Below are 19733 nucleotides of genomic sequence, written 5' to 3'. Positions count from 1 at the left end.
GATAAGTTATGCCAATGAAATTAAATCTTATCACCCTAGGGCTGATGGCTGCGGCTGGGCAGGTCGCCGCCGCAGATTTTGGCGTGATGCACGCCAATACCAGCAAGGTGAACACCACAGATTATCAGTGCCAGCGTTGTGTTAATCCGACAGGATTGCGCGGCGAAGTGAGCGTCAGTACTGGCTGGAAAAGTGGCGACGACATCCATTCCGGCAATGCGTTAGGTAAAGAGGACAGTGGTTGGTTGGGTGCCGTAAGCGGTGAGCTACATTATCGTGACGGTCATGGCTATCAAGCCAGTGCCGAGGCTGAAAATTTAGGGCTAGACAGTAGTCGTGCCCATCTGCAAGCCGGTAAAACAGGGGTGTTTAAGGCTACCGCTGATTACCGATTATTACGGCATTCACAAGTCACGGGCAAAAGTCCAGTTTGGTACAGCGATAATCTGTTACAGCCTTCAACCACCGATACTCGTTATCCCAAGCTGTTTACGGAACGGGAGCAGATCGGTGCAGGCCTGACGCTCTACTATCAGGATTACAGCGCTTTCGTGGCGTTTAATCATGAAGCGAAGACCGGTAATAAGGCCGCGAGTCTGATTGCCGCTAACGGTGTCCTAAATTTTGCCGCGCCAATCGATAACAAGACTGACCATTTTACAGCAGGGCTCAGTGCCAATGGTGATAACTGGTTTAGTCGTCTGCAGTATAACGGTAGTTTCTTCCGTAATGATATCGGTAACTTATCGCTACCTTATCTTGATGATGTCTACGCTGCGACCCCAGATAACGATGCCCATCAGGTGTCATTGGATGGTCAATATCTGTTGGACCGAACAGTCGTTAACGGTCATCTGGCGGCGGGCCGTTTAATCCAAGATGCTGACTTAATCCAGATGGACGGCAATCCATTGGTGAATTGGAACGGTGAAGTGGATACCCGTGACGCTCGTTTGTCTGTTAGCAGCTTGCTGACAGCAAAATGGCGAGTCAATGGCCAGCTCAGCTACAGCGACCGTGACAACCAAGGCAGTGTTGCCGAGTTTGCCCAACTAGAGTGGGACAATGTTAATGGTGCCTTTAAAGCCAATGTGCCGCTGGACATCACCCGTAAGAGCGTGAAGCTGCAGAGCAGTTATCGCTTCAGCAGAGATGTGCGACTAAGTGGGCAGTATCAGCATAAACAAACTGAGCGTAACTATCTGGAACGGGAAGATAACCGCGAGGACAATCTGTGGGCCCGTCTGAGTCTTAAACCACTGGATAACCTGCAGCTGGGCGTCAAAGCACTTTATGAAAGTCGTGATGGTTCTCGGTATGACGCCTCCCGCATCACCGCTCCTGACGAAAATCCGCTGTTGCGTAAGTACTACCTAGCTGACCGCAACCGCTATGGCGCGGAACTGAGCTTTACTCATACGCCGTTGTCCTGGCTGACCTTGGATATCAATCTGCGTTATGCCAAAGACGACTACCAGCATACCGAGTTAGGGCTATCGGCTTCAGAAGACTACCGCTATGACGCCAATCTATCGCTTGACCCCACTGCAGATTGGCATGTGTACGCATTGGCCAGCCAGCAATGGATTAACTCCGACATGGCGGGTTCCAGCAACTTTGCAACAGCAGATTGGCAAGGGCGGATAGAAGACCGCTTCATCAACCTTGGAGCCGGGTTCAGCTACCGTTGGTCAAGCCAACTGACGGTCGGCGCTGACTACCTGTTTGCCAACTCTGAAAGCAACACGGCCATTGATAGCAGTGATTACGGTGACTATTACGACTTCAGCCACAGTCTGGAGCTGTATGGCCGTTATGCCCTGAGCGAACAGATGTGGCTCAAGCTGAGCTACCGCTATGAACGTTACTACGATACCGACGATGCCCAGGTGGCCGTGGATGTTATTACCGGCCTGACCACCCTAGGCAAACTGGATCACAACTATAACGCCCACCTGCTGATGTTGAGCTTCAGCTACAAGCTGCCCTAGGCCAACGTTATAAATAGACGAGGTTTAAATACAAATGGAACGTAGAAGTTTTTTAAAAATGAGTGCGGCGCTGAGCGCGGCTGCCACAGTGACCGGCTGTAACTCCAGTTCAAAAGATGTGGAAGAGGTGCCTGCTGAACCAGGTAGTGCTGTGGAAGTTCAGACTTGGTCTGCCTGTTTGTGTAACTGCGGCTCTAACTGTCCACTGAAAGTGTTCAGTAAGGACGGCAAGATTGTCCGTATAGAGAATGAAACTTTTGGTGATGACTCCTTTGGCAATCATCAGATCCGTCCATGCGCCCGCGGCCGTTCCAATCGCAAGCGCGTGTATAACCCTGATCGAGTGTTATACCCAATGAAGCGTGTTGGCAAGCGCGGTGCTGGTGAATTCCAAAGAATCAGCTGGGAACAGGCCATCAGCGAAATTGGCGCGAAACTGAAGGGAATTTATGACACTTACGGTGCACGTTCAGTTTATTACCAATATCAGTCAGGTGCTTACTATGACCTTAACGGCAGTTCAACGTGGCATCGCTTGTTGAACTGTATGGGAGGATGTCTGGGTTATTATGGCAGCTATAGTTCCGCGCAGGTAAGTCGGCTCTATCCAATTATTTATGGCTCCAATGCACGCTCCACAATGTTGGAAGCTCACAACAGCGATTTGTGCCTATTCTTTGGCTATAACCCGCTGGAAATTCGCCAAAGTGGTAGCGGCGAAGGTTATGAGTTTGCACAGATAAAACATAAGGTAAAAACCATTCTGTTTGACTGCCGTTACACCGATACGGCGGCTGGCAGCAACATTGAATACCATGCTTGCCGTCCAGGGACAGATGCGGCACTGATATCTGGTATTGCTTACCACTTGATCACCAACAATATGATCAATGAAACCTTTCTCAGTGAAAAATGCTATGGCTTCCGCGCTGAAGCGGCAATTCCAGAAAAGGGCCTAGAAGCATTGCCTTATGAGCGCAGCTACGAAGCCTACATTCTTGGTGTTGGTGAGTTGGATGCCGTTGCCAAAACGCCTGAGTGGGCGGAGCGTATCTGTGGTGTACCGGCTGATACTATTCGTAGTGTTGCTGAGCAGTTATATGCAGCCAAAGCGCCTTATATTGTAGGCGGTTATGGTTTAAACCGTCAGGCTAATGGCGAGTATAACGTGTGGGCGACAGCAGCACTATGTGCTTTACTTGGCGCAGTTGGTAAGCGTGGTACTAATACAGGCCATATGCCTTACTCACTCAACAACCTCAGCAGTCCTGGATTCCCAAGTCTTAGCAGTGCAGAAAAGGCCAAAATCTCAGTATTTACTTGGCCAGATGCCATCCGTAATGGGAAAGAGATGACGGCGTTTAAGGATGGGGTGCAGTTGCCAGCAGATGAACTGGATGCAAACGGTGACGGTAAGCTTAACGCCAATATCAAAGCCATCATCAACTTCGCAGGTAACACATTGATCAATCAGCATTCTGATTGTTTTGGTACCGCTAAATTGCTGGAAGATGACACCCTGTGTGAACTGATTATTGTCAGTGAAAATCACATGACTCCCTCTGCACTCTTTGCAGACTATCTGTTGCCAGACAGCAGTTGGTTGGAAAAGGATGACGTCGCCAACCAATCGTATTCTGCAGGCTCAATGTCGTATATCACCGCTATGACCGCTGCGATTGAACCATTGGGCGAATGTCGCGGTACTTATGATGTTTGTGCCGAACTTGCCCAAGTGATGGGTGTCGCCGACAAATTCACTGAAGGTAAAAGCTACCAGCAGTGGCTCAAAGAGTACTATGAAACCAAAGTGGCGCCACAAGATGAAGTCCTGCCTGCAACGCTAGAGGAATTTCAAGCTCAGGGGCTGGTGAAGAAATTCAATCCGTTGAGTGAATCACATTGTGGGTTGTACAACTACGTTAACGATGGTGGTGAGCTGAAGACTAAATCTGGTCGCATTGAACTGTTTTCTCATGAAGTGGATTTCATGAATAAAAACTGGATTAAACCAGACTATGTTGTCGGCCTGCATATTCCACCGATCCCAGCTTACATTGTGACCTGGGAAGGTTACGAAGACACCTCTCCAGAGTTGCAGGATTTCCCGCTGCAGTTAGCGGGCCATCATACCAAAGGACGTACACATTCTTCATTCCACAGTGTGCAGTGGCTGCGTGAAGCTGTAATGGATGCGGTATGGGTTAACCCCAAAAATGCAGATGGCTTTGCTGATGGTGATTGGGTCATTGTGGAATCTCTGCGCGGAAAAATCAAAGTGCGCGCTAAAGTAACTAACAGAGTAATGCCAGGTGTTGCCTCAATGCCTCAAGGTGCCTGGTTCAAACCCAGTGGTGACGTGGATATTGGTGGCTGTATCAATACGTTGACGGCTTATCGTCCGAGTCCGATTGCTAAAGCCAACCCACAGCACACCAATCGCGTACGAATCTATAAAGCTTGAGGAATAGAAAATGCCTGATAAACAATATGGTTTCTACTTTGACACCAAAAAATGTAACGGTTGTAAGGCGTGCCATATCGCCTGTAAAGACAAGTTTGATGCTGCCGTCGATGTAAAACCGCGGCGAGTTTACGAGTATAGCGGTGGTACTTTCGTCGAAGGTGCTAATAACACCGTGACCTGTAATGTGTTCACTTATTACATGTCTGTGGGCTGTAACCACTGCAGTGAGCCTGTGTGTACCAAAGCTTGCCCTACCGGCGCTATGCACAAACGCAACTCGGATGGCTTTGTCAAAGTTGAAGAAAGCTTGTGTATTGGCTGCGGCAGTTGTGCCAGAGCTTGTCCATATGATGCACCACAGCTCGATAACGATCGTAAAGTCATGGTCAAGTGTGATGGCTGCTATGAGCGGGTTGCGCAAGGGCTTAAGCCACTGTGCGTGGCTGGCTGCACCCAACGCGCTTTAGATTTCGGTCTAATCGAGGAACTGCGGCAGAAATATGGTACCGAACGCGATATTGCACCGTTACCACCAAGCAACATCACCAATCCCAATATCATTATTGGGACTGCTGATTTCACTCGACCATCAGGCAGCACTGATGGTGCTATTACGAACCCGACAGAAGTGTAATCTGGTTCCCGGGGCTGAAAACTTCAGCCCCGGATTCTCAGGAGTGAATAATATGAAAGCTGACATTGCATTGGCGCTGAAAACAGTCGCGCAGTTGTTTTACTGTTATCCGACCTCGGACTTGCTGTCTGTCATCACTGATACTTCATTACAGGAGTGGCCAGTTGTCGGTGATGATGATGCCGAGGCGTTGCAGATTCTTATTGCCAGCGACCGGGATTTTAACGTCATCTGTGCTGATTACACCCGAATGTTTATTGGGCCAGGTAAAAAACTGGTGTACCCATGGAGTTCGATTTATCTCGATGATGAACCGCTGATGTTTGGTGACAGTACCGAACGCTGGGAAAAGTTTTGTCATCGTTATGGTATCGGTATTGAACAGCAAAGCAATGACCCCTCAGACCATTTTGCGCTGATATTGTGGGTGATGGCAGATCTGTTTGATAACCCGCAAGCACAATCTTTGTGCGAGCAGGTGGTTAAAGAGTTTTGTTTACCTTGGATCCCGTCATTATTGACATCGGTAGTTGCAGCGTCGCAAACCGTGTTTTATCGGCAATTGGCGCAACTTGCACAGATCTATCTAAGATTGATTGCAGAACAGTTTGTGGATCGGACGTATACGCCACCACGGACTACCATTGCTGACGTAGTGGTCAAACGGTGACCGAATATGGCAGTGATTTCCGCGCTAAGCCAGCAATGGCAAAAAGCTGAACTAGCAGAGCGAATGAGTGCGAGATTAGGTCAAGAATTAGCCGTAAAGCGATTATTGACGGGAGCCACTTCGCTGCAGACTGTGTGTAATCTAGTGCTCGCTCTGGCCGGTTCTGAGCAAGAACTGAGTGCTGATGCGTGGGACGATGGGGTGATGGTGACACTGTTTTTCAGCGCTTATCGTTTGTTATTCGTCAAAGCCACCCAACAGGAACTCAGCCAAGGGGAAGAATTGATCATCAGTCTCGGCAGTAGGCTCAGCCAGTGTGTGCCGCCCGCAGTGCTGAATGCCGGACAGCAACAGCAACTGTTATTGATGCAGCAATTGGCACAACAGTTGGTGACCTTGCGCAGCCAGCGCCGCAGTTGCCACCGGAATATGTGTTAAGGGTAATCACTCATTCTTGGCGATTATTGATCCATTCACTCATGACGACATGGGTCTTGATTTTGCTGATCGCCGGGTTGGCATCGATGGCTTCACGGATTTCGTGAAGCCGCCGCATGGAGGGGGTTCTGACATAAACCAGCAGATCCATTTCCCCGGAAATCCCGTGGCAGGTGACCACTTCCGGCACCGCCTGAAACAGGTGCACGATATCGGCGCAGTTCCGACACTGGTGCTGGATCTCAAAGTAAGCACTTACGCCGTCTTTTTGTGATTCACTGAGTAACACCTGATAACCGCGGATCACGCCATTCTGTTCCAGCTTTTTCAGACGTTCGGATACCGCACTACGTGACAGGCTGACCTCTTCGGCAATTGCCGATACGCTCTTGCGGGCATTTTGCCGCAGTGCAGTGATAATTGCCTGATCAAATTTATCCATTCCTCAATTGTCCCATCATATCGTCGTCAAAGCCGTCATTTTGTCGGCTAATGCTGAATTTATCTTGGTGTATTGACGCAGATTGTCAGCGGTGAAATCGCTATACTGCTGCTATTACATTCGGCGTTAATTTATCAGATGAATCCAACTTCAGGAACTATTGGCCGCTGGCAAGGTGCAGGGTTGATGGCAACCACCTTGCTGGGAACCGGCGTATTTATTTTACCGCAGATGACCGTCAATATGGCGGGGCATGGTGCCATGCTGGCATGGGCGTTGCTGACGTTGGCGATTATTCCTATCACCATCGTATTTGCACAACTGGGCGCGCGCTTCCCTCATGCTGCTGGCCCAGCATTTTTTGTGGAACAGGCGTTTGGACGGGTGTTGGGCCGGGCGGTCGGATTGAGTTTCCTGCTGATTGTCCCTATTGGTGCTCCCGCTGCCATTATGATGACTTTTCAGTTTTTTCAGGTGATGGTGCCCATTGCGGGATGGGGTAAGCTGGCGTGTGAGTTGCTGGTGCTGTTAGTGCTTTTAGGACTCAATCTGCGCGGCATTCAGGTATCGGCGAAAGCACAGTTTGCTCTGACCTTGTGTATTGTTGCCGTGGTGGTACTGATGTTTGGCAGCGGGGTCAGCCGCGCAACCCAGTATCAGGCACCGCAGGAAGTGCTGAATATTCATGGCACATTGCAGGCGATGGGCATCGCGTTCTGGAGTTTTCTAGGGGTAGAAACCATGACCCATCTGACCACGGATTTCCGTAATCCGAGGAAAGATTTTACCCCTGCAATGATGATCGGTACTTTGCTGGTCGGCGCTATCTACTTAGTCTGTACTTGGTTATTGCTGTTGCTGCCTTCTGATGCGCCATTGGCGATGATGAGTGCTTTTGACACGCTGCTGGGTGGGTATGGCACGCAGATTATCGGGATTCTAGGCATTGCCAGTGGCTTAGCCACGACCAATGTGTATGCGGCCAGCGTGTCGCGTTTACTTAGCAGCTTCAGTGAACAAGGCATTACGCCACGCTGGTTTGCGCCGCGTAACCAGCATAACGTACCCGTACGCGCATTAGCGTTTATCCTGTCGTTGATGGCATTGGTGCTACTGGCGAACTTTCTGACCGATACCCGGCTGGATCAGTTAATTTCCTGGGCTAACGGTGTCTTTGTGGTGATTTATCTGCTGTCGATGCTAGCGGCAGTCAGGTTGCTGAGTAAAGGTTACCGTCCTTGGGCCGTGCTGAGCAGTCTGATGTGCCTAGTCCTTGGTGTGGCCTTGGGAAGTGCGATGGTGTACGCCATTACCCTGATGGTGATATTGCTGCCGTTGCTATGGTTACAACTCAAACTGCGGCGGCCACCATTGCCACCGATGGCGGCTTCCTAATCTTTGTCACAATTCCTACCGGCAACTTGGCGGTGATCACCTATAGTTAAAGTCGCACTTTTAACGAGGGGAAGTTGCCATGGGAAACACCACTATCATCCAAAAAATTGAGCAGTTGCCACGGTTACCAAAAGCGCTGAATGAACTTCTGCAAATTATTAATGATGACAATGCTGAACTTGGGCTGCTGGCGGAAAAGGTTTCCCACGATGCGCTGATCAGCGCCAAACTGTTGCGGTTGGCGAATTCGGCCCGCTTTGGCCGCAGACGTGAAATCGGTTCTATTGAAGAGGCCGTTATCCGTTTGGGGATCCAACCGTTGCGGATCCTAGTGACGGCTTCTGCGGTAACCTCTGCGATACCGCCAGTAAATGGCGTCGATTTAGTCAAATTTTGGGGCCGCAGTTTTGAAGTTGCATTTTTTTGCCAGGAGTTGGGGAAAAGGGCGATGTTGCGACACGACACGGCCTTTACCTGTGGCCTGTTACATAACATTGGTGAGTTGTTGTTGGCGCTGATGGAACCCATTAAGTGGCGTCAGGTACAGGCGGCGGTGGCTGAGGGGGCGGATCAGGCCGAAATCAGCTTGTATCTGCTGGGCGTTGTGCCCGCGGAGGTGGCCGCACAGCTTGCCAGTGAATGGTATTTTTCAGATGAGTTGGTGGCCGGATTGCGCTATCAGGAAGATCCGCCGTCAGCAAAATCCCCTTCCAAACTGGCGTTAGTGTTAGCGCTGGCAAAATATTTGCCACTGCACTGGGATGACTGTACCGATGCGCAGAGAACCAGTTGGCTGGCACAGCAGACCGAACATTTTAGATTGCGATTGCAGATGGACGGACTGGCAAGCCGACTGGAGAAAATGTTAGGTGCTGGTGAAGAAACTGCGCGGCAGTTGGTTTAGCGCCAGCGTTACGCGTGACGCTGGCGCTCGATGGCTCGATTACGCAGTTGGATCAGTTCTGAATGCTTCAGATATAGCAAATCGGCACAGCGGCGGATAATCTGATCTTCATAACGGCATAGTTCGCCGTCAGCATAGGCCAACTGCCACATAGACAATACCAATTGCTGTTTTTGTTCCAATGAGAAGTGTTCATTGACTACAGAGGTGAACTGAAATAAAGACGTTGCGTCGTTACGATTTCGGCGCGCTTCATCGATTAATTCGTTGGCATCTTCTGCCGATATGCTCAGATTTTGTTCCAACAGCTGTGGCAACAAACTTGCCTCGGCACCGTCGAGATGCTCGTCAGCATATACCACTTCCAGCAACATGCAGGCGGCCGCCAGATTGATGCTATGGGCCAGTTGCTGAGGATCTGGGGTATCCTGCAACTCTTTAAAAAACTGCTTTAGTCTGGCTATCATTCTGTCATTTCCTTACTTCATTACTAAAACGTTAGAATGACTTGCGCTGCCTGAGTTCCCGAACATAGCTCTTACAGCAGTGCGCCGAGCCCTTGGGTCAGCAATGAGGCGGTGTTATCTCCACCACTGCTTTGCAGATAATTCTTGAGAATTTCAGCCATAGGTGCGACCAAGTCTTTAGAGATCCCTAGCTTGGAAAAAGCGTCATAAACCATGGCGCTACCCTGCAATGAGCTCCCCAGATTACCCGCTTTGGACAGTAAGCCGCTCATGCCAGACTTAGTGTCGGTCGCCGGGACTGCGGATAACAGGCTATCGACATTGGGAATAGTGTCAGCAATCTGAGAAAACTGAGCAGTGCCAAGATTGGATTTTGCCAGACTCAACAGACTCCCCAGCCCACCTTCGGCCTGGTTTTGATTCAGATTCAATTGCGACATTACACTGCTCACCAGACTGGTATTTTGGTTATCTGTAGCCACGGTACTAGCAGTCGTTGTGTTGGCCGTTGCTTGTTGCACCTGTGACTTGAGATTATCCAGCAAGCCAGCATGGGCAGGCAGCGTCAGCAGCAGGGCAGTCAGTGTTAATATTGGCGCTTTCATTCGGATTATTCCTTTGTCATCCTAGTAATGGAGCTTATTCTATGCGCAACCGCTGTAATGATGCACGGCTTTCCTTACCCAAAAGCTTCGGTCGATTGATTTCTGCGGTGCATTAACAGGCGATTTTGGGTATCCTTAGCGCTGAATCTGATACTGTTATCACCGTTGTTGAGAATGCTGCATGTCCTTGTCTGCGATACTTTCTGAAGCTTTCTATTTTTTCCGCAACCATCTGCTGCAATTGGCTGCATTGGCCTTGCCGATTCTGCTGGTACAAGTCGGTATTCAGTTATGGTTGGGGGCTGAATTTGCGGCGATGGATCCGAAAGCGCCACAAATTGGTGCGCCACATGTACTGGCGGCATTACTACTGTTTTTGGTGTTTTCGTTGCTGATTGCCTCGCTGACGCTGTTCATGGAATTGCGCACTGAGGGTTATCAGCCCAGCATTTTGTCGGTGTTGAAAGACAGCTTACCCTTTTTGCCGTGGTTGATGGTTGCTGGCATATTTTCCGGCATGGCCATTGCCGCGCCGGTGGTGATACTTTCCACATTGGGGCCTCTTGGCGTTATTGGCCTAGGGGTCAGCTTGTATCTGTTTGCCCGACTGTCTTATGTTAACTTTATGGTGGTGGTTGAGCGGTTGTCACCATTACAGGCGATTAAAGCCAGCTTTGTCTTTAGTCAACATGTTACCGGTCGCACATTGTTAGTGCTGTTGTTGTATTTCCCGCTAGTACTGCTGGGCAGCGTGATTTCTGCAAGCGTAGAACATGCGCCAGTGATATTGCGGTTAGTGGTAGAAAGCATCACCGGCTTTATCAGTTTGTATGTCAACGTGGCACTGTTCCGGCTGTACCGGGTCAGTCGTCAGCCTGCCTAAATTACGGGGGCCAGAGTGAACGATATCGAGTTCGTCGCCGGTATCTCGGAGGCTCTGGCCGCAGAATACCGCAATGCCAAGCGTTATGTTAGTGATGTGCCAACACAGTCGTTGCTGCATGTCAGAAGCTTTGCGCATCGGCTGACCGCACTACTGGCAGAACCTACGGCGGTAGTGTTCGACAGTCCCAATCTTTATGATCGGATTGAGCAGCTCAACCGACTGCGACTGATCGATGTGCGTATCACCCGTTCATTGCATCGGCTGCGGACCGATGGTAATCGCGGCGCTCACCCCGAGAAATACCATTTGGACCAAGTGCAGTTACAGCAATTGGCTCGCAAAGCTATTCGCGATCTGCTGAAACTGGTGGAGCTGGTGTATCCGTTACTACGGCAGTGTTCAGCCCCAGAGTACCAGTTTGATGAGTATGATGAACTGAGTGGGCGTGATCTGTGTTTTCGTGCGGTGATGGAAGATGACAGCGAGGCCCAATATCTACTGGGTATGTCGTTTAAGAGTCAGGCGTTGATGGCAAGACAGCAGGAGCAGGCAATAACTGACGCCGAGCCGTTGCCACGACAGCAACAGGCACAACACTATCTCGCCAAAGCCGCTTATTGGTTTGCTCAGGCCGCCACGCAGCAACCTCGTGCACTTTTTGAACATGGTGTGGCACTGTTGCATGGGTACAGCGGCGAACCTGAGTTGCCCGCCGGACAGCAGTTGATCCGCCAGGCGGCTGAGGTCGGTGTTGTCGATGCGATGGCGCTGCTGGGCTATTTCTATTTGGTTGGTAGTGGCGATATAGCAGCCGATCTTGTGTTGGCCGAGCGATATTTGACCGCCGCTGCCGAGCAGGAACATGTGGAAGCGATGGCGAACCTGGGGGTACTTCGTTACCAGCAGGGCAATTTAACTGCGGCGTTCCAGCATATCAGGCAAGCAGCGCAAAGCGGCTATCCTCATGCCCAGTATCATCTATCACTGTTGTTGGCTCGAGGCGAAGGTTGTCAGGCGGATCCAGCGGCCAGTGAGCAATGGCTGGCGGAGGCGGCTGAGCAGGGGCAGTTAGATGCCATGCTGGCGCGTGCCCAGCACATGTTGAATCAAGAACAAGCTTTTGGCAGCGATATGTCGCAGGCAGAGAATTACTTGCGACAGGTCATTCGCTATGGTCACAGTGTGCCCGCAATGATTGAACTGGCCATTGCATTAACCGATGGTAGTCTAGCAAGGATTGATGTCGTGGAAGCGGCAGCCTGGCTGAAGTTGGCTAAAAAACGCGGTAATGCACAGGAGCAACAGGTGATTGAGCCCTTGTGGCAATCGCTGGTGCAACAGATAGAACGGGTATTGACGGTTAGCAAAGATCCAGAGGAACAGCGGTCATTACAACGAGCAAAGGAATTACTCACCGACTAATCTTGATGTTCCAGTACCCGCCCCTTGCTGCGCCATTGATGTGGGTGATCGCGACATACATGGGGGTTGGCATCATATATATCCCGTTTACTGGCACGAAAACGATATTGCTGCATCCTAGCCATATGTTGTTTCAAGTAGCGACGGCCAAACAGACTCAACACTAACAACACGCCTGCCGCTGCCAGTAGCAACAGTGGCAGTATCAGCAGGGCTAGGCAAAATACTAGCGCACTCAGTAGCATGCCAATAATCGCCACGAAACCAGACTTAGGTTGCCACACAAACAAACGGGACATAACGTCTCCAGTGATCTCATGGTGCGTGGTTTGGCCTGCAATAGGCAAAAGTGACCATGATTTAAACAATAGCGGCCATTATGTCCAACGAGATCTTAAGAAATCATTAAAATATTGTGAAAGTTGTCAGTCTTTTACAGGAAATGTCGTGCAGATACAGTGGGGCGTGCGGGGAATAATTGTCGATAGATTGGGCAATCAAACATCGGGAGGCGATTTACATTGCGAAATCATGCCCAGATCACGACATTTAGACAGCAACACTTTTCTAATGAGCGAGCACCAAAACGAGATCTGGTGTGTCAGGGCTGCCAGCGCATCGCTTTGCAGGGGAGCTATGCAGGAAATTCCTGAAGCTGGCAGCTTTCTGTCTTATGACAAACTATCTGACAACGCGCGCTTGAAAATGCGCGAGGGCAAATTGTTGCGGATGCAGCGGATAACCAAAGAAGAATCCCTGTGCTTGGCCTTCGCCCATATCCTGCAGTACGGCCTTTTGCTGTTCGGTCTCAATTCCTTCCACTACGTAAGACAACTCCAATGCCTGGCTTAACTGTACGATGGCATGGCATAACTTACGACCGCGAGAGCTATCAAGTTGTCCAGCAAATTCACGGTCAATCTTTAAACCATCGATTGGCATATTGCCTAAACGGCTCAGTGAAGAAAAGCCGGTGCCGAAATCATCAATGGTCACTTTCAACCCTAAATTATGCAGGTTCTCCAATGTTTGCCGAGCTTGCTGGGGATAGTGCAGCAGTGCCGATTCTGTAATTTCCAGTGCCAACGCATCGGCAGGCAAGGCTGCATTTTTCAATGCCTGTTTAACCTGGCTGACAAAATCAGAATGCTCCAATTGCATCGGCGATACATTCACTGAAATTGTAAAATCTGGATGATCCTCTTTGCGCCACAGCGCCGCTTGGCGGCACGCTTGTTCCAACACCCAATTGCCGACGCTGACAATCAACCCGGTTTCTTCCAGCAAAGGCACAAAATCGGCAGCTTCCAGCAACTCATGAGGGTTTTTCTGCCAGCGCAGTAACGCCTCAGCCCCCAGTAAGTGGTTATCCTTCAGTTTCACAATGGGCTGATAGTAGATGCTGAACTGGCCTAAACTCATGGCATGGCGTAAATCGCCCAACAGTTTTAATCGGTGTTCAGCAGCATCGCTCATGCTTTTATCGTAAAACATAATGTGGTCGGCGCTACGTTTGGCACAGTACATCGCGGTATCGGCTTGGCTTAACAGCTGTGATGAGCTAATTTTTTCACCATCGAACAGACTGATACCGATACTGGTACCGAGATAGAACTTCTGTCCTTCCAGCTCAAATGGTGTATCAAACAATTTGACTATCTGATCAGCAAACCAACGGATCTCTTTGCGGCTCTGACATTCGGTGAGGATCAATGTGAATTCGTCACCGCCCATCCGTGCAATGTCGGCCATCTCAATGCAGCCTGCTTCCAGCCGCGCGGCAACCAGTTGCAAAATGCGATCACCCATGGAATGACCAAAACAGTCATTGACGTGTTTAAAACCATTGAGATCCAGAAACATAAGAGCGCCTAAGCGTTCAGCATCGGCATGTTTATGGTTGAATTCTAACGCTTCACTTAGCAGTTTTTTCATGTGACGGCGGTTTGGCAAACCCGTGAGCACATCGTACATCGCTTGCTCAGTAAGACGATTTTCCAATCTTTTACGATCGCTGATATCACTGAAAATCGTCACCATATATGGTGTGCCATCGGCTATGATGCGACGACTGCTTTGCCATGCAGGGAATTGACAGCCATCGGCTTTCAGCTTGAACATCTCACCTTGCCAGAAATCACGTTCTTTGAGTGCTGTGCTACATTCCTGCTGATGGATGTCGTCAGCCACCTCTAACACCGTCAGTGATTTCCCCAGCAGTTGTGCCGTACTATATCCAGACAAACGACACAAAGCTTTATTCACGGCCAGTATTACATTGTGTGCATCGGTGATGGCAACTGCCTCGGCGCTCTCTTCCAGAATGCCGGAAAGCACGCCACGAGGAATCGCGGCAAATTCGTCATTACGGGTTCGTCTCGGTTGGCTACGGCGATCCAGATGCTGAAACCGTACCAGTACCAGCACATCTTCATGCAATTTCACCGGGTACAGATAAAGACGGGTGGGCAGCTCTTTACCGTCTCGATTCAGATGCAGCCATTCCTGCACCTGTGGTTTGGCGACCGAGGCTTCAAATAGGCGCCGAGCCTGCTCAATGCTGCTTTGGCCGTTCAGTTGTAGCCGTGGTGCAAAATCATATAATGCGGCATTAATAATTTCGGTACGCAGACAAGCGAAGTAGTCCAACGCGGCTTGGTTAGCGGCAACAATGATGGCGTTACGGAACAGTGCCAACGGCGTTTCATGTGGTTGTTTCTGCCAGATCTTCAACTGTGGTTGCAATGCGGCATCCGCCTGTAATTGCGCCAATATTTGTGTCCAATCCATCATCCGCGCTGCTCCGCTGCTGTCCCACTTAAAGGACACATCCAATATGCCGATTGCCTATTTTCTGGGTAGCAAAAAATAAACAGTTTTGGCGCATTCCTCAATCAAATTTTTGATTTATTGCAAAAAAGATCATTATTACCTATTTGACCACATAAATGTGTGACTATGATTGTCAGATACAGAGTTTTTTGTCGGAGAAAATATCATGCTAAAACCATTGCTCGGTATATTGCTGCTATTGCCAGGATTATTAGCGGCGGCAGAGTTAAGTCAGGTGGGACAAAAAGCGGCGGAACAAGCAAGTAAAGTGGCACAACAAACAGAAGCGGCGCAACTGCAAAAAGCCCAAGCTGCTGCGGGTGCTACTGCGGCAAGGGAACAGGCGGTGCTGGCACGGCAGCAGCAAGAGCCGTGGGAGCAGTTGGAGCGACAAAAAGCGCAACAACAGTTTAATGAACGCGGACAGCGGGAAGCAAAATATCTGCAACAAGCGAAAGAGGCGGCTGCCAAAGATCATCAAATGGAAACGCCCAAGATGAAGATAATTAAACGTAAAGTAATAGATAATTAAACGCCAAGTCTTTTACATGCTTGTTTACAAAAAGCATCCGGCTGTAACAGCTGTAAACTTGCCATCTTAGTGCCAGCACCACAAGATACCTGAGAACACTCATCTCAGGAGCACACCATGAAGCGTCAACTGACCGCTTTGCTGTTGTCGCTAGGTCTGTTTAGCGCCGCTACAGCACAAGCGACCACCGCCAAGGATATTCAGAGTTTTACTCTGGCTAATGGCATGAAAATTATGGTGTTGGAGGATTCATCCATTCCCAACGCTAACATGTACCTGTTCTGGAAAGTCGGTTCCCGTAATGAACGGCCTGGCATTACCGGTATCTCGCATTTCTTTGAACACATGATGTTTAACGGCTCTAAACACTATGGGCCGAAGATGTTTGACCGCACGATGGAAGCCGCAGGAGGCGCTAACAACGCCTATACCACCGAGAACGTGACGGTATACACCGACTGGTTCCCTGCCAATGCACTAGAAACCATCTTTAAGTTGGAAGCGGATCGTATTGCGAATCTGGATATTGATCCGAAAATGGTTGCCAGTGAACGCGGCGTGGTGGCGTCGGAACGCACTACCGGGTTGGAAAACTCAAACTGGCAGGCACTGCAAGGCCCCGTGAAAGGTGTAGCATTTCTAGCACATCCCTATAGTTGGCCAGTAATAGGTCATGAGTCAGACATTGCCGCTTGGACACAACAAGATCTAGTGGATTACCACAAAACCTATTACGCGCCAAACAACGCTGTGGTGGTAATTGCTGGCGATGTGACCCTAGCGGAAGTGCAGCGGCTGGCAAATGAATATTTTGCTCCGATCCCGGCGCAGCAACCGCCTGCACCGATAAAAACGGTTGAACCTAAACAGTTAGGTGAGCGCCGTATTTTTGTCAAAAAGGCATCGGTTAGTACTCCTAACATTATGTTGGCGTACCATGTCCCCGCCAGCAGTGATAACGACTACTACGCACTGGATCTCCTGACGTCTATTCTCAGTGACGGTAATAGTTCCCGCTTGTACCGTGGGCTGGTGGATCAACAGTTGGCCTTGGAGGCTGAGACCTATATGCCGATGGCATTTGACCCGAACTTGCTGTACGTCCTCGCGGTGGCGGCACCGGGCGTGACTGAAAGCAAGCTAGAACAGGCGCTGTTAGCACAGATCCATCATGTTGCCACTCACGGAGTTACTCAGCAGGAGCTCGATAAAGCGAAAAACCTCAAGCTGATGGACTTTTATCGTACCCTGGAAACCATTAACGGTAAGGCCAACACCATTGGCACCTATGAACTGTTTTTTGGCAGTTATCAGAAGCTGTTTGATGCGCCAACTGCTTATAACAAAGTGACGTTGGCGGATATTCAACGGGTTGCGCAAGTTTATCTCAACAAGGCTAACCGTACTGTCGGCGTACTGGCTGCCGAAGAGGAGACAGACAAATGAACTATAAAAATATTGCAACACCACTGACACTACTTGCGGCGACGACATTATTCCTCATGGGCTGTCAGTCTGCTTCCCAGTCAGCCTCTAAAACTGCGGCAACCACTGTGCAAGTGAGTCAGGATACCGGCAAATTTCAGCTGCCAGCTTATGAGACAGTGAAACTGGACAATGGTCTGACACTGATGCTTATGCCTCAAAAAGAAGTGCCATTGATTACTGTCAATGCCGTTGTCAGAGCGGGGAGTGTCGATGACAACATCGGGGGGATTGCCAGTATGACGGCGGATTCCTTGTTATTAGGTGCGGGTAAACACAGCAAGCAGCAATTGGAACAACAGATTGATTTTCTCGGTGCCAGTTTAAACACCAGTAGCGGTCGTGAGGGTAGCTACCTCAGTGCTGACTTTATGGCTAAGGATACTGATATCATGCTTGGACTGGTGGCCGATGTGCTGTTGCAGCCACGGTTTGATAAGCAGGAATTTGCCAAACTGAAGCAGCGCAATATTGCCGAACTGGAACAATCTAAAGAAAGTCCTAAGTCGGTGATTAACCGTTACTTCAGCAAGCTGATATTTGCTGATCACCCCTATGGCAACGCTACCTCGGGTGATCGTGATTCATTGGCGAAGCTGACATTGCCAGAGGTGAAAGCGTTTTATCACCAGTTTTACCAGCCAGGCAACACCGCCATCAGCGTGGTCGGTGATTTTGACCCGGTACAAATGAAAGCCAAACTACAGCAGTTATTTGGCCGTTGGTCATCACAGAAGCCTGCACCTATGCTGGATTTAAGTCAGGGCTTGCCAAGCTTGACGCAATCGCAAGTGCTGCTAGTGGATAAACCGGATGCCATTGAAACGACCTTCCTGATTGGCGGTATGGGGGTGGCCCGTAACAACCCAGACTATATTGGGTTATCCGTGGTGAATACCATTCTCGGTGGGCGCTTTACTTCCTGGCTTAATGATGAGTTGCGGGTAAATTCTGGACTGACTTATGGGGCGCGCTCCAGTTTTATCAGTTATCGCGATGCTGGCTTGTTTGAAATTAGTACCTTTACCAAAATGTCATCCACTGAGCAGGCAGTTGATCTGGCGCTGAAAACCTACCAGCGGTTGTGGGATAAAGGCATTGATGAGGCAACGCTGGCGTCGGCGAAAGCTTACGTGAAAGGACAGTTCCCGCCGCGTTATGAAACCAATGGTGAGCTTGCGGGGCTGCTCTCAGATATGTATATCTACGGTTTTGATGCGTCGTATATCAACGATTTTCAGAAACGGGTGGACAGCTTGACTGTTGCTGAAAGCAAACGCTTAATTGATACCTATTTCCCCAAAGATAAGCTGCAGTTTGTGTTGATTGGTAACGCTGCCAAGATTGCACCGATTGCTGCTAAATATGGACAGGTAAAACAACTGGATATCAAAGCTGTGGGCTTTGGCGGTTGACTAATCTCTGAGCTGATAAATGCCGGTCATGTGCCGGCATTTTTGTGCCTTGGCTGCAATTCTGTTAGCCATATTGGCTAATCTCACTGCCAGACAAACACAGATTACTGATGTAAGGTCATAATGCTGACGAATTAGGCGGTAGTCGTGGGTAACAACACTTCACACAGGTTAAGCTGCGTGCCGTTATGCACCAGAAATTGCTTTTCATCCCAGAAACTCAGGTGCGCTTGGCGTTTGGTGATATCACCGAGATTTTGCCCTGGTGTAAGACTGATCTGATGCTGACTAAGACCCGAGCCAATGGCATAGCAATCTAAACTGCTCTTGCCTTTAGGATGCAACCATAACCATTGGTGGTTTTCACTAAAGCAAGCATCACCGCCAGCAAGTGGTTGCAGACCGGGCTGCAATAGTAATTCACGTTTTTGACCCGCACCCAGCAGTTTCGACAGCGAGCCCAACAAGGTTTTTGGCAGCCGATATTGGTAAGGCACCAATACATTCACACTGGCTGTGTGTTGTTTAGCGCCAGTTTGTGGATAACACAAACTCCAGATGGTGCCGTTGTTGACGGCTATTGCCGCCAGCTCAGGTTGTGTCTGTGCAAAAACTGGTAACTGCAGCACTTCGGTATCGTCGAGTTCTTTAAAGCGGTTAACGATATGACTGTTACCGTCTTCGTTAATGAACAGCCAGGAAATTGCCCGGCCATTGCGGTTATTAGCGCCGCTCATTCGCAGTAGTAGTTGCTGTTCATCAAGGGCCACCATTTGTAATGGCGTAAATTGATACTGCTGGCCATTGAGTTGCTGCTGCAATACGTCACCGTTGTGCAGTGGGTAAAATTCTGCTTCCTGTTCGGCAATACTAGGCCAGAACCACAGTCCAGACTTGCCTAACAACGCAAGACCAGCACCCCAGCGACAAAAAATCTGGCTGCCGTCATATTCAGCCAGTGGTAATGACAGCAACAGTTGCAAATCGTCTGCGCGGCGGAACTGTAATAAAGGTTGGCTGGCCTGTTGATCCCACAGCCGCAGCACCAGTATGTTGTTGTCAAAAAAAGCGACTGTTTCACAGCTGTAATCACCGTGGAAACTAAGCTGATGCTGGGTTTTGATGCGGCTTTTCAGTTTGCTCATTCC

The 19733-nt window shown here is 49.6% G+C and carries 18 protein-coding genes; 12 read left to right on the top strand and 6 right to left on the bottom strand.

The features are described from left to right. Nucleotides 1-8 precede the first annotated feature (8 nt). From IE064_RS07355 to IE064_RS07335, 5 genes are read left to right on the top strand one after another with little or no spacing between them, the layout of a single operon-like run. Entirely contained in the window at nt 9-1991 is a 1983-nt protein-coding gene (locus tag IE064_RS07355) for an MtrB/PioB family decaheme-associated outer membrane protein (protein ID WP_189617277.1), read from the top strand. Between the two features lie 34 nt (nt 1992-2025). Continuing rightward, complete coding sequence (locus IE064_RS07350) at nt 2026-4455, top strand: DMSO/selenate family reductase complex A subunit (protein ID WP_189617276.1); 2430 nt, start codon at nt 2026-2028, stop codon at nt 4453-4455. 10 nt (nt 4456-4465) lie between these two features. Next, nucleotides 4466-5092, top strand: a complete 627-nt coding sequence (locus IE064_RS07345) for a DMSO/selenate family reductase complex B subunit (RefSeq protein ID WP_189617275.1) — start codon at nt 4466-4468, stop codon at nt 5090-5092. A 52-nt stretch (nt 5093-5144) separates the two neighbouring features. Then, entirely contained in the window at nt 5145-5762 is a 618-nt protein-coding gene (locus IE064_RS07340) for a TorD/DmsD family molecular chaperone (RefSeq protein ID WP_189617274.1), read from the top strand. Nucleotides 5763-5768: 6 nt separating this feature from the next. Continuing rightward, a complete protein-coding gene (locus IE064_RS07335) occupies nt 5769-6200 on the top strand; it encodes a hypothetical protein (protein ID WP_189617273.1) in 432 nt (143 codons plus the stop codon). A 10-nt stretch (nt 6201-6210) separates the two neighbouring features. Here IE064_RS07335 and IE064_RS07330 read toward each other — a convergent pair whose 3' ends face one another. After that, nucleotides 6211-6642 carry an Lrp/AsnC family transcriptional regulator gene (locus tag IE064_RS07330; RefSeq protein ID WP_189617272.1) on the bottom strand — a complete coding sequence of 144 codons (432 nt, stop codon included), beginning with the start codon at nt 6640-6642 and terminating at the stop codon, nt 6211-6213. Nucleotides 6643-6780: 138 nt separating this feature from the next. Between IE064_RS07330 and yjeH the strand changes: the two genes are divergently transcribed. Together yjeH and IE064_RS07320 are read left to right on the top strand one after the other, a co-directional pair. Beyond that, nucleotides 6781-8037, top strand: coding sequence for an L-methionine/branched-chain amino acid transporter (gene yjeH, locus IE064_RS07325; RefSeq protein ID WP_189617271.1), 1257 nt, complete (start codon nt 6781-6783; stop codon nt 8035-8037). Nucleotides 8038-8116: 79 nt separating this feature from the next. Then, complete coding sequence (locus tag IE064_RS07320; RefSeq protein ID WP_189617270.1) at nt 8117-8941, top strand: HDOD domain-containing protein; 825 nt, start codon at nt 8117-8119, stop codon at nt 8939-8941. Nucleotides 8942-8949: 8 nt separating this feature from the next. On the opposite strand, the gene IE064_RS07315 is transcribed toward IE064_RS07320, so the two are convergent. Together IE064_RS07315 and IE064_RS07310 are read right to left on the bottom strand one after the other, a co-directional pair. Next, a complete protein-coding gene (locus IE064_RS07315; protein ID WP_189617269.1) occupies nt 8950-9408 on the bottom strand; it encodes a tellurite resistance TerB family protein in 459 nt (152 codons plus the stop codon). A gap of 71 nt (nt 9409-9479) precedes the next feature. Then, on the bottom strand, nt 9480-10013 hold the full coding sequence (locus tag IE064_RS07310) for a DUF2780 domain-containing protein (RefSeq protein ID WP_189617268.1): 534 nt from the start codon (nt 10011-10013) through the stop codon (nt 9480-9482). A 181-nt stretch (nt 10014-10194) separates the two neighbouring features. On the opposite strand from IE064_RS07310, the gene IE064_RS07305 reads away from it, so the two are divergent. Together IE064_RS07305 and IE064_RS07300 are read left to right on the top strand one after the other, a co-directional pair. Then, complete coding sequence (locus IE064_RS07305) at nt 10195-10896, top strand: hypothetical protein (protein WP_189617267.1); 702 nt, start codon at nt 10195-10197, stop codon at nt 10894-10896. A 15-nt stretch (nt 10897-10911) separates the two neighbouring features. Then, nucleotides 10912-12321 (top strand): tetratricopeptide repeat protein, encoded by a 1410-nt coding sequence (locus IE064_RS07300; protein ID WP_229799900.1) that lies wholly within the window; start codon nt 10912-10914, stop codon nt 12319-12321. Here the strand turns inward: IE064_RS07300 and IE064_RS07295 are convergent. Beyond that, nucleotides 12318-12620, bottom strand: a complete 303-nt coding sequence (locus IE064_RS07295) for a hypothetical protein (RefSeq protein ID WP_189617266.1) — start codon at nt 12618-12620, stop codon at nt 12318-12320. The genes IE064_RS07300 and IE064_RS07295 overlap by 4 nt on opposite strands. Before the next feature lie 382 nt (nt 12621-13002). Beyond that, nucleotides 13003-15114 carry a putative bifunctional diguanylate cyclase/phosphodiesterase gene (locus IE064_RS07290; RefSeq protein ID WP_189617265.1) on the bottom strand — a complete coding sequence of 704 codons (2112 nt, stop codon included), beginning with the start codon at nt 15112-15114 and terminating at the stop codon, nt 13003-13005. Between the two features lie 205 nt (nt 15115-15319). On the opposite strand from IE064_RS07290, the gene IE064_RS07285 reads away from it, so the two are divergent. The 3 genes from IE064_RS07285 (at nt 15320) to IE064_RS07275 (ending at nt 18585) form a co-directional block, all read left to right on the top strand. Then, the gene (locus IE064_RS07285; protein ID WP_189617264.1) at nt 15320-15685 is read left to right on the top strand and encodes a hypothetical protein; all 366 of its coding nucleotides are present in this window, start codon (nt 15320-15322) and stop codon (nt 15683-15685) included. A gap of 117 nt (nt 15686-15802) precedes the next feature. Then, nucleotides 15803-17131: a M16 family metallopeptidase gene (locus IE064_RS07280; protein WP_189617263.1), complete on the top strand. Its 1329-nt coding sequence runs from the start codon at nt 15803-15805 to the stop codon at nt 17129-17131. Next, nucleotides 17128-18585, top strand: a complete 1458-nt coding sequence (locus tag IE064_RS07275; RefSeq protein ID WP_189617262.1) for a M16 family metallopeptidase — start codon at nt 17128-17130, stop codon at nt 18583-18585. Before IE064_RS07280 ends, IE064_RS07275 begins: the two co-directional genes overlap by 4 nt. Before the next feature lie 134 nt (nt 18586-18719). Here the strand turns inward: IE064_RS07275 and IE064_RS07270 are convergent, their stop codons facing one another. Beyond that, the gene (locus IE064_RS07270; RefSeq protein WP_189617261.1) at nt 18720-19730 is read right to left on the bottom strand and encodes a hypothetical protein; all 1011 of its coding nucleotides are present in this window, start codon (nt 19728-19730) and stop codon (nt 18720-18722) included. Nucleotides 19731-19733: the final 3 nt, after the last annotated feature.

It is taken from the genome of Shewanella fodinae (assembly GCF_014651955.1).
Lineage (GTDB): Bacteria > Pseudomonadota > Gammaproteobacteria > Enterobacterales > Shewanellaceae > Shewanella > Shewanella fodinae.
The sequence above is the reverse complement of the archived record's forward strand: the minus strand, read 5'-3'. Positions and strand labels throughout refer to the sequence as shown.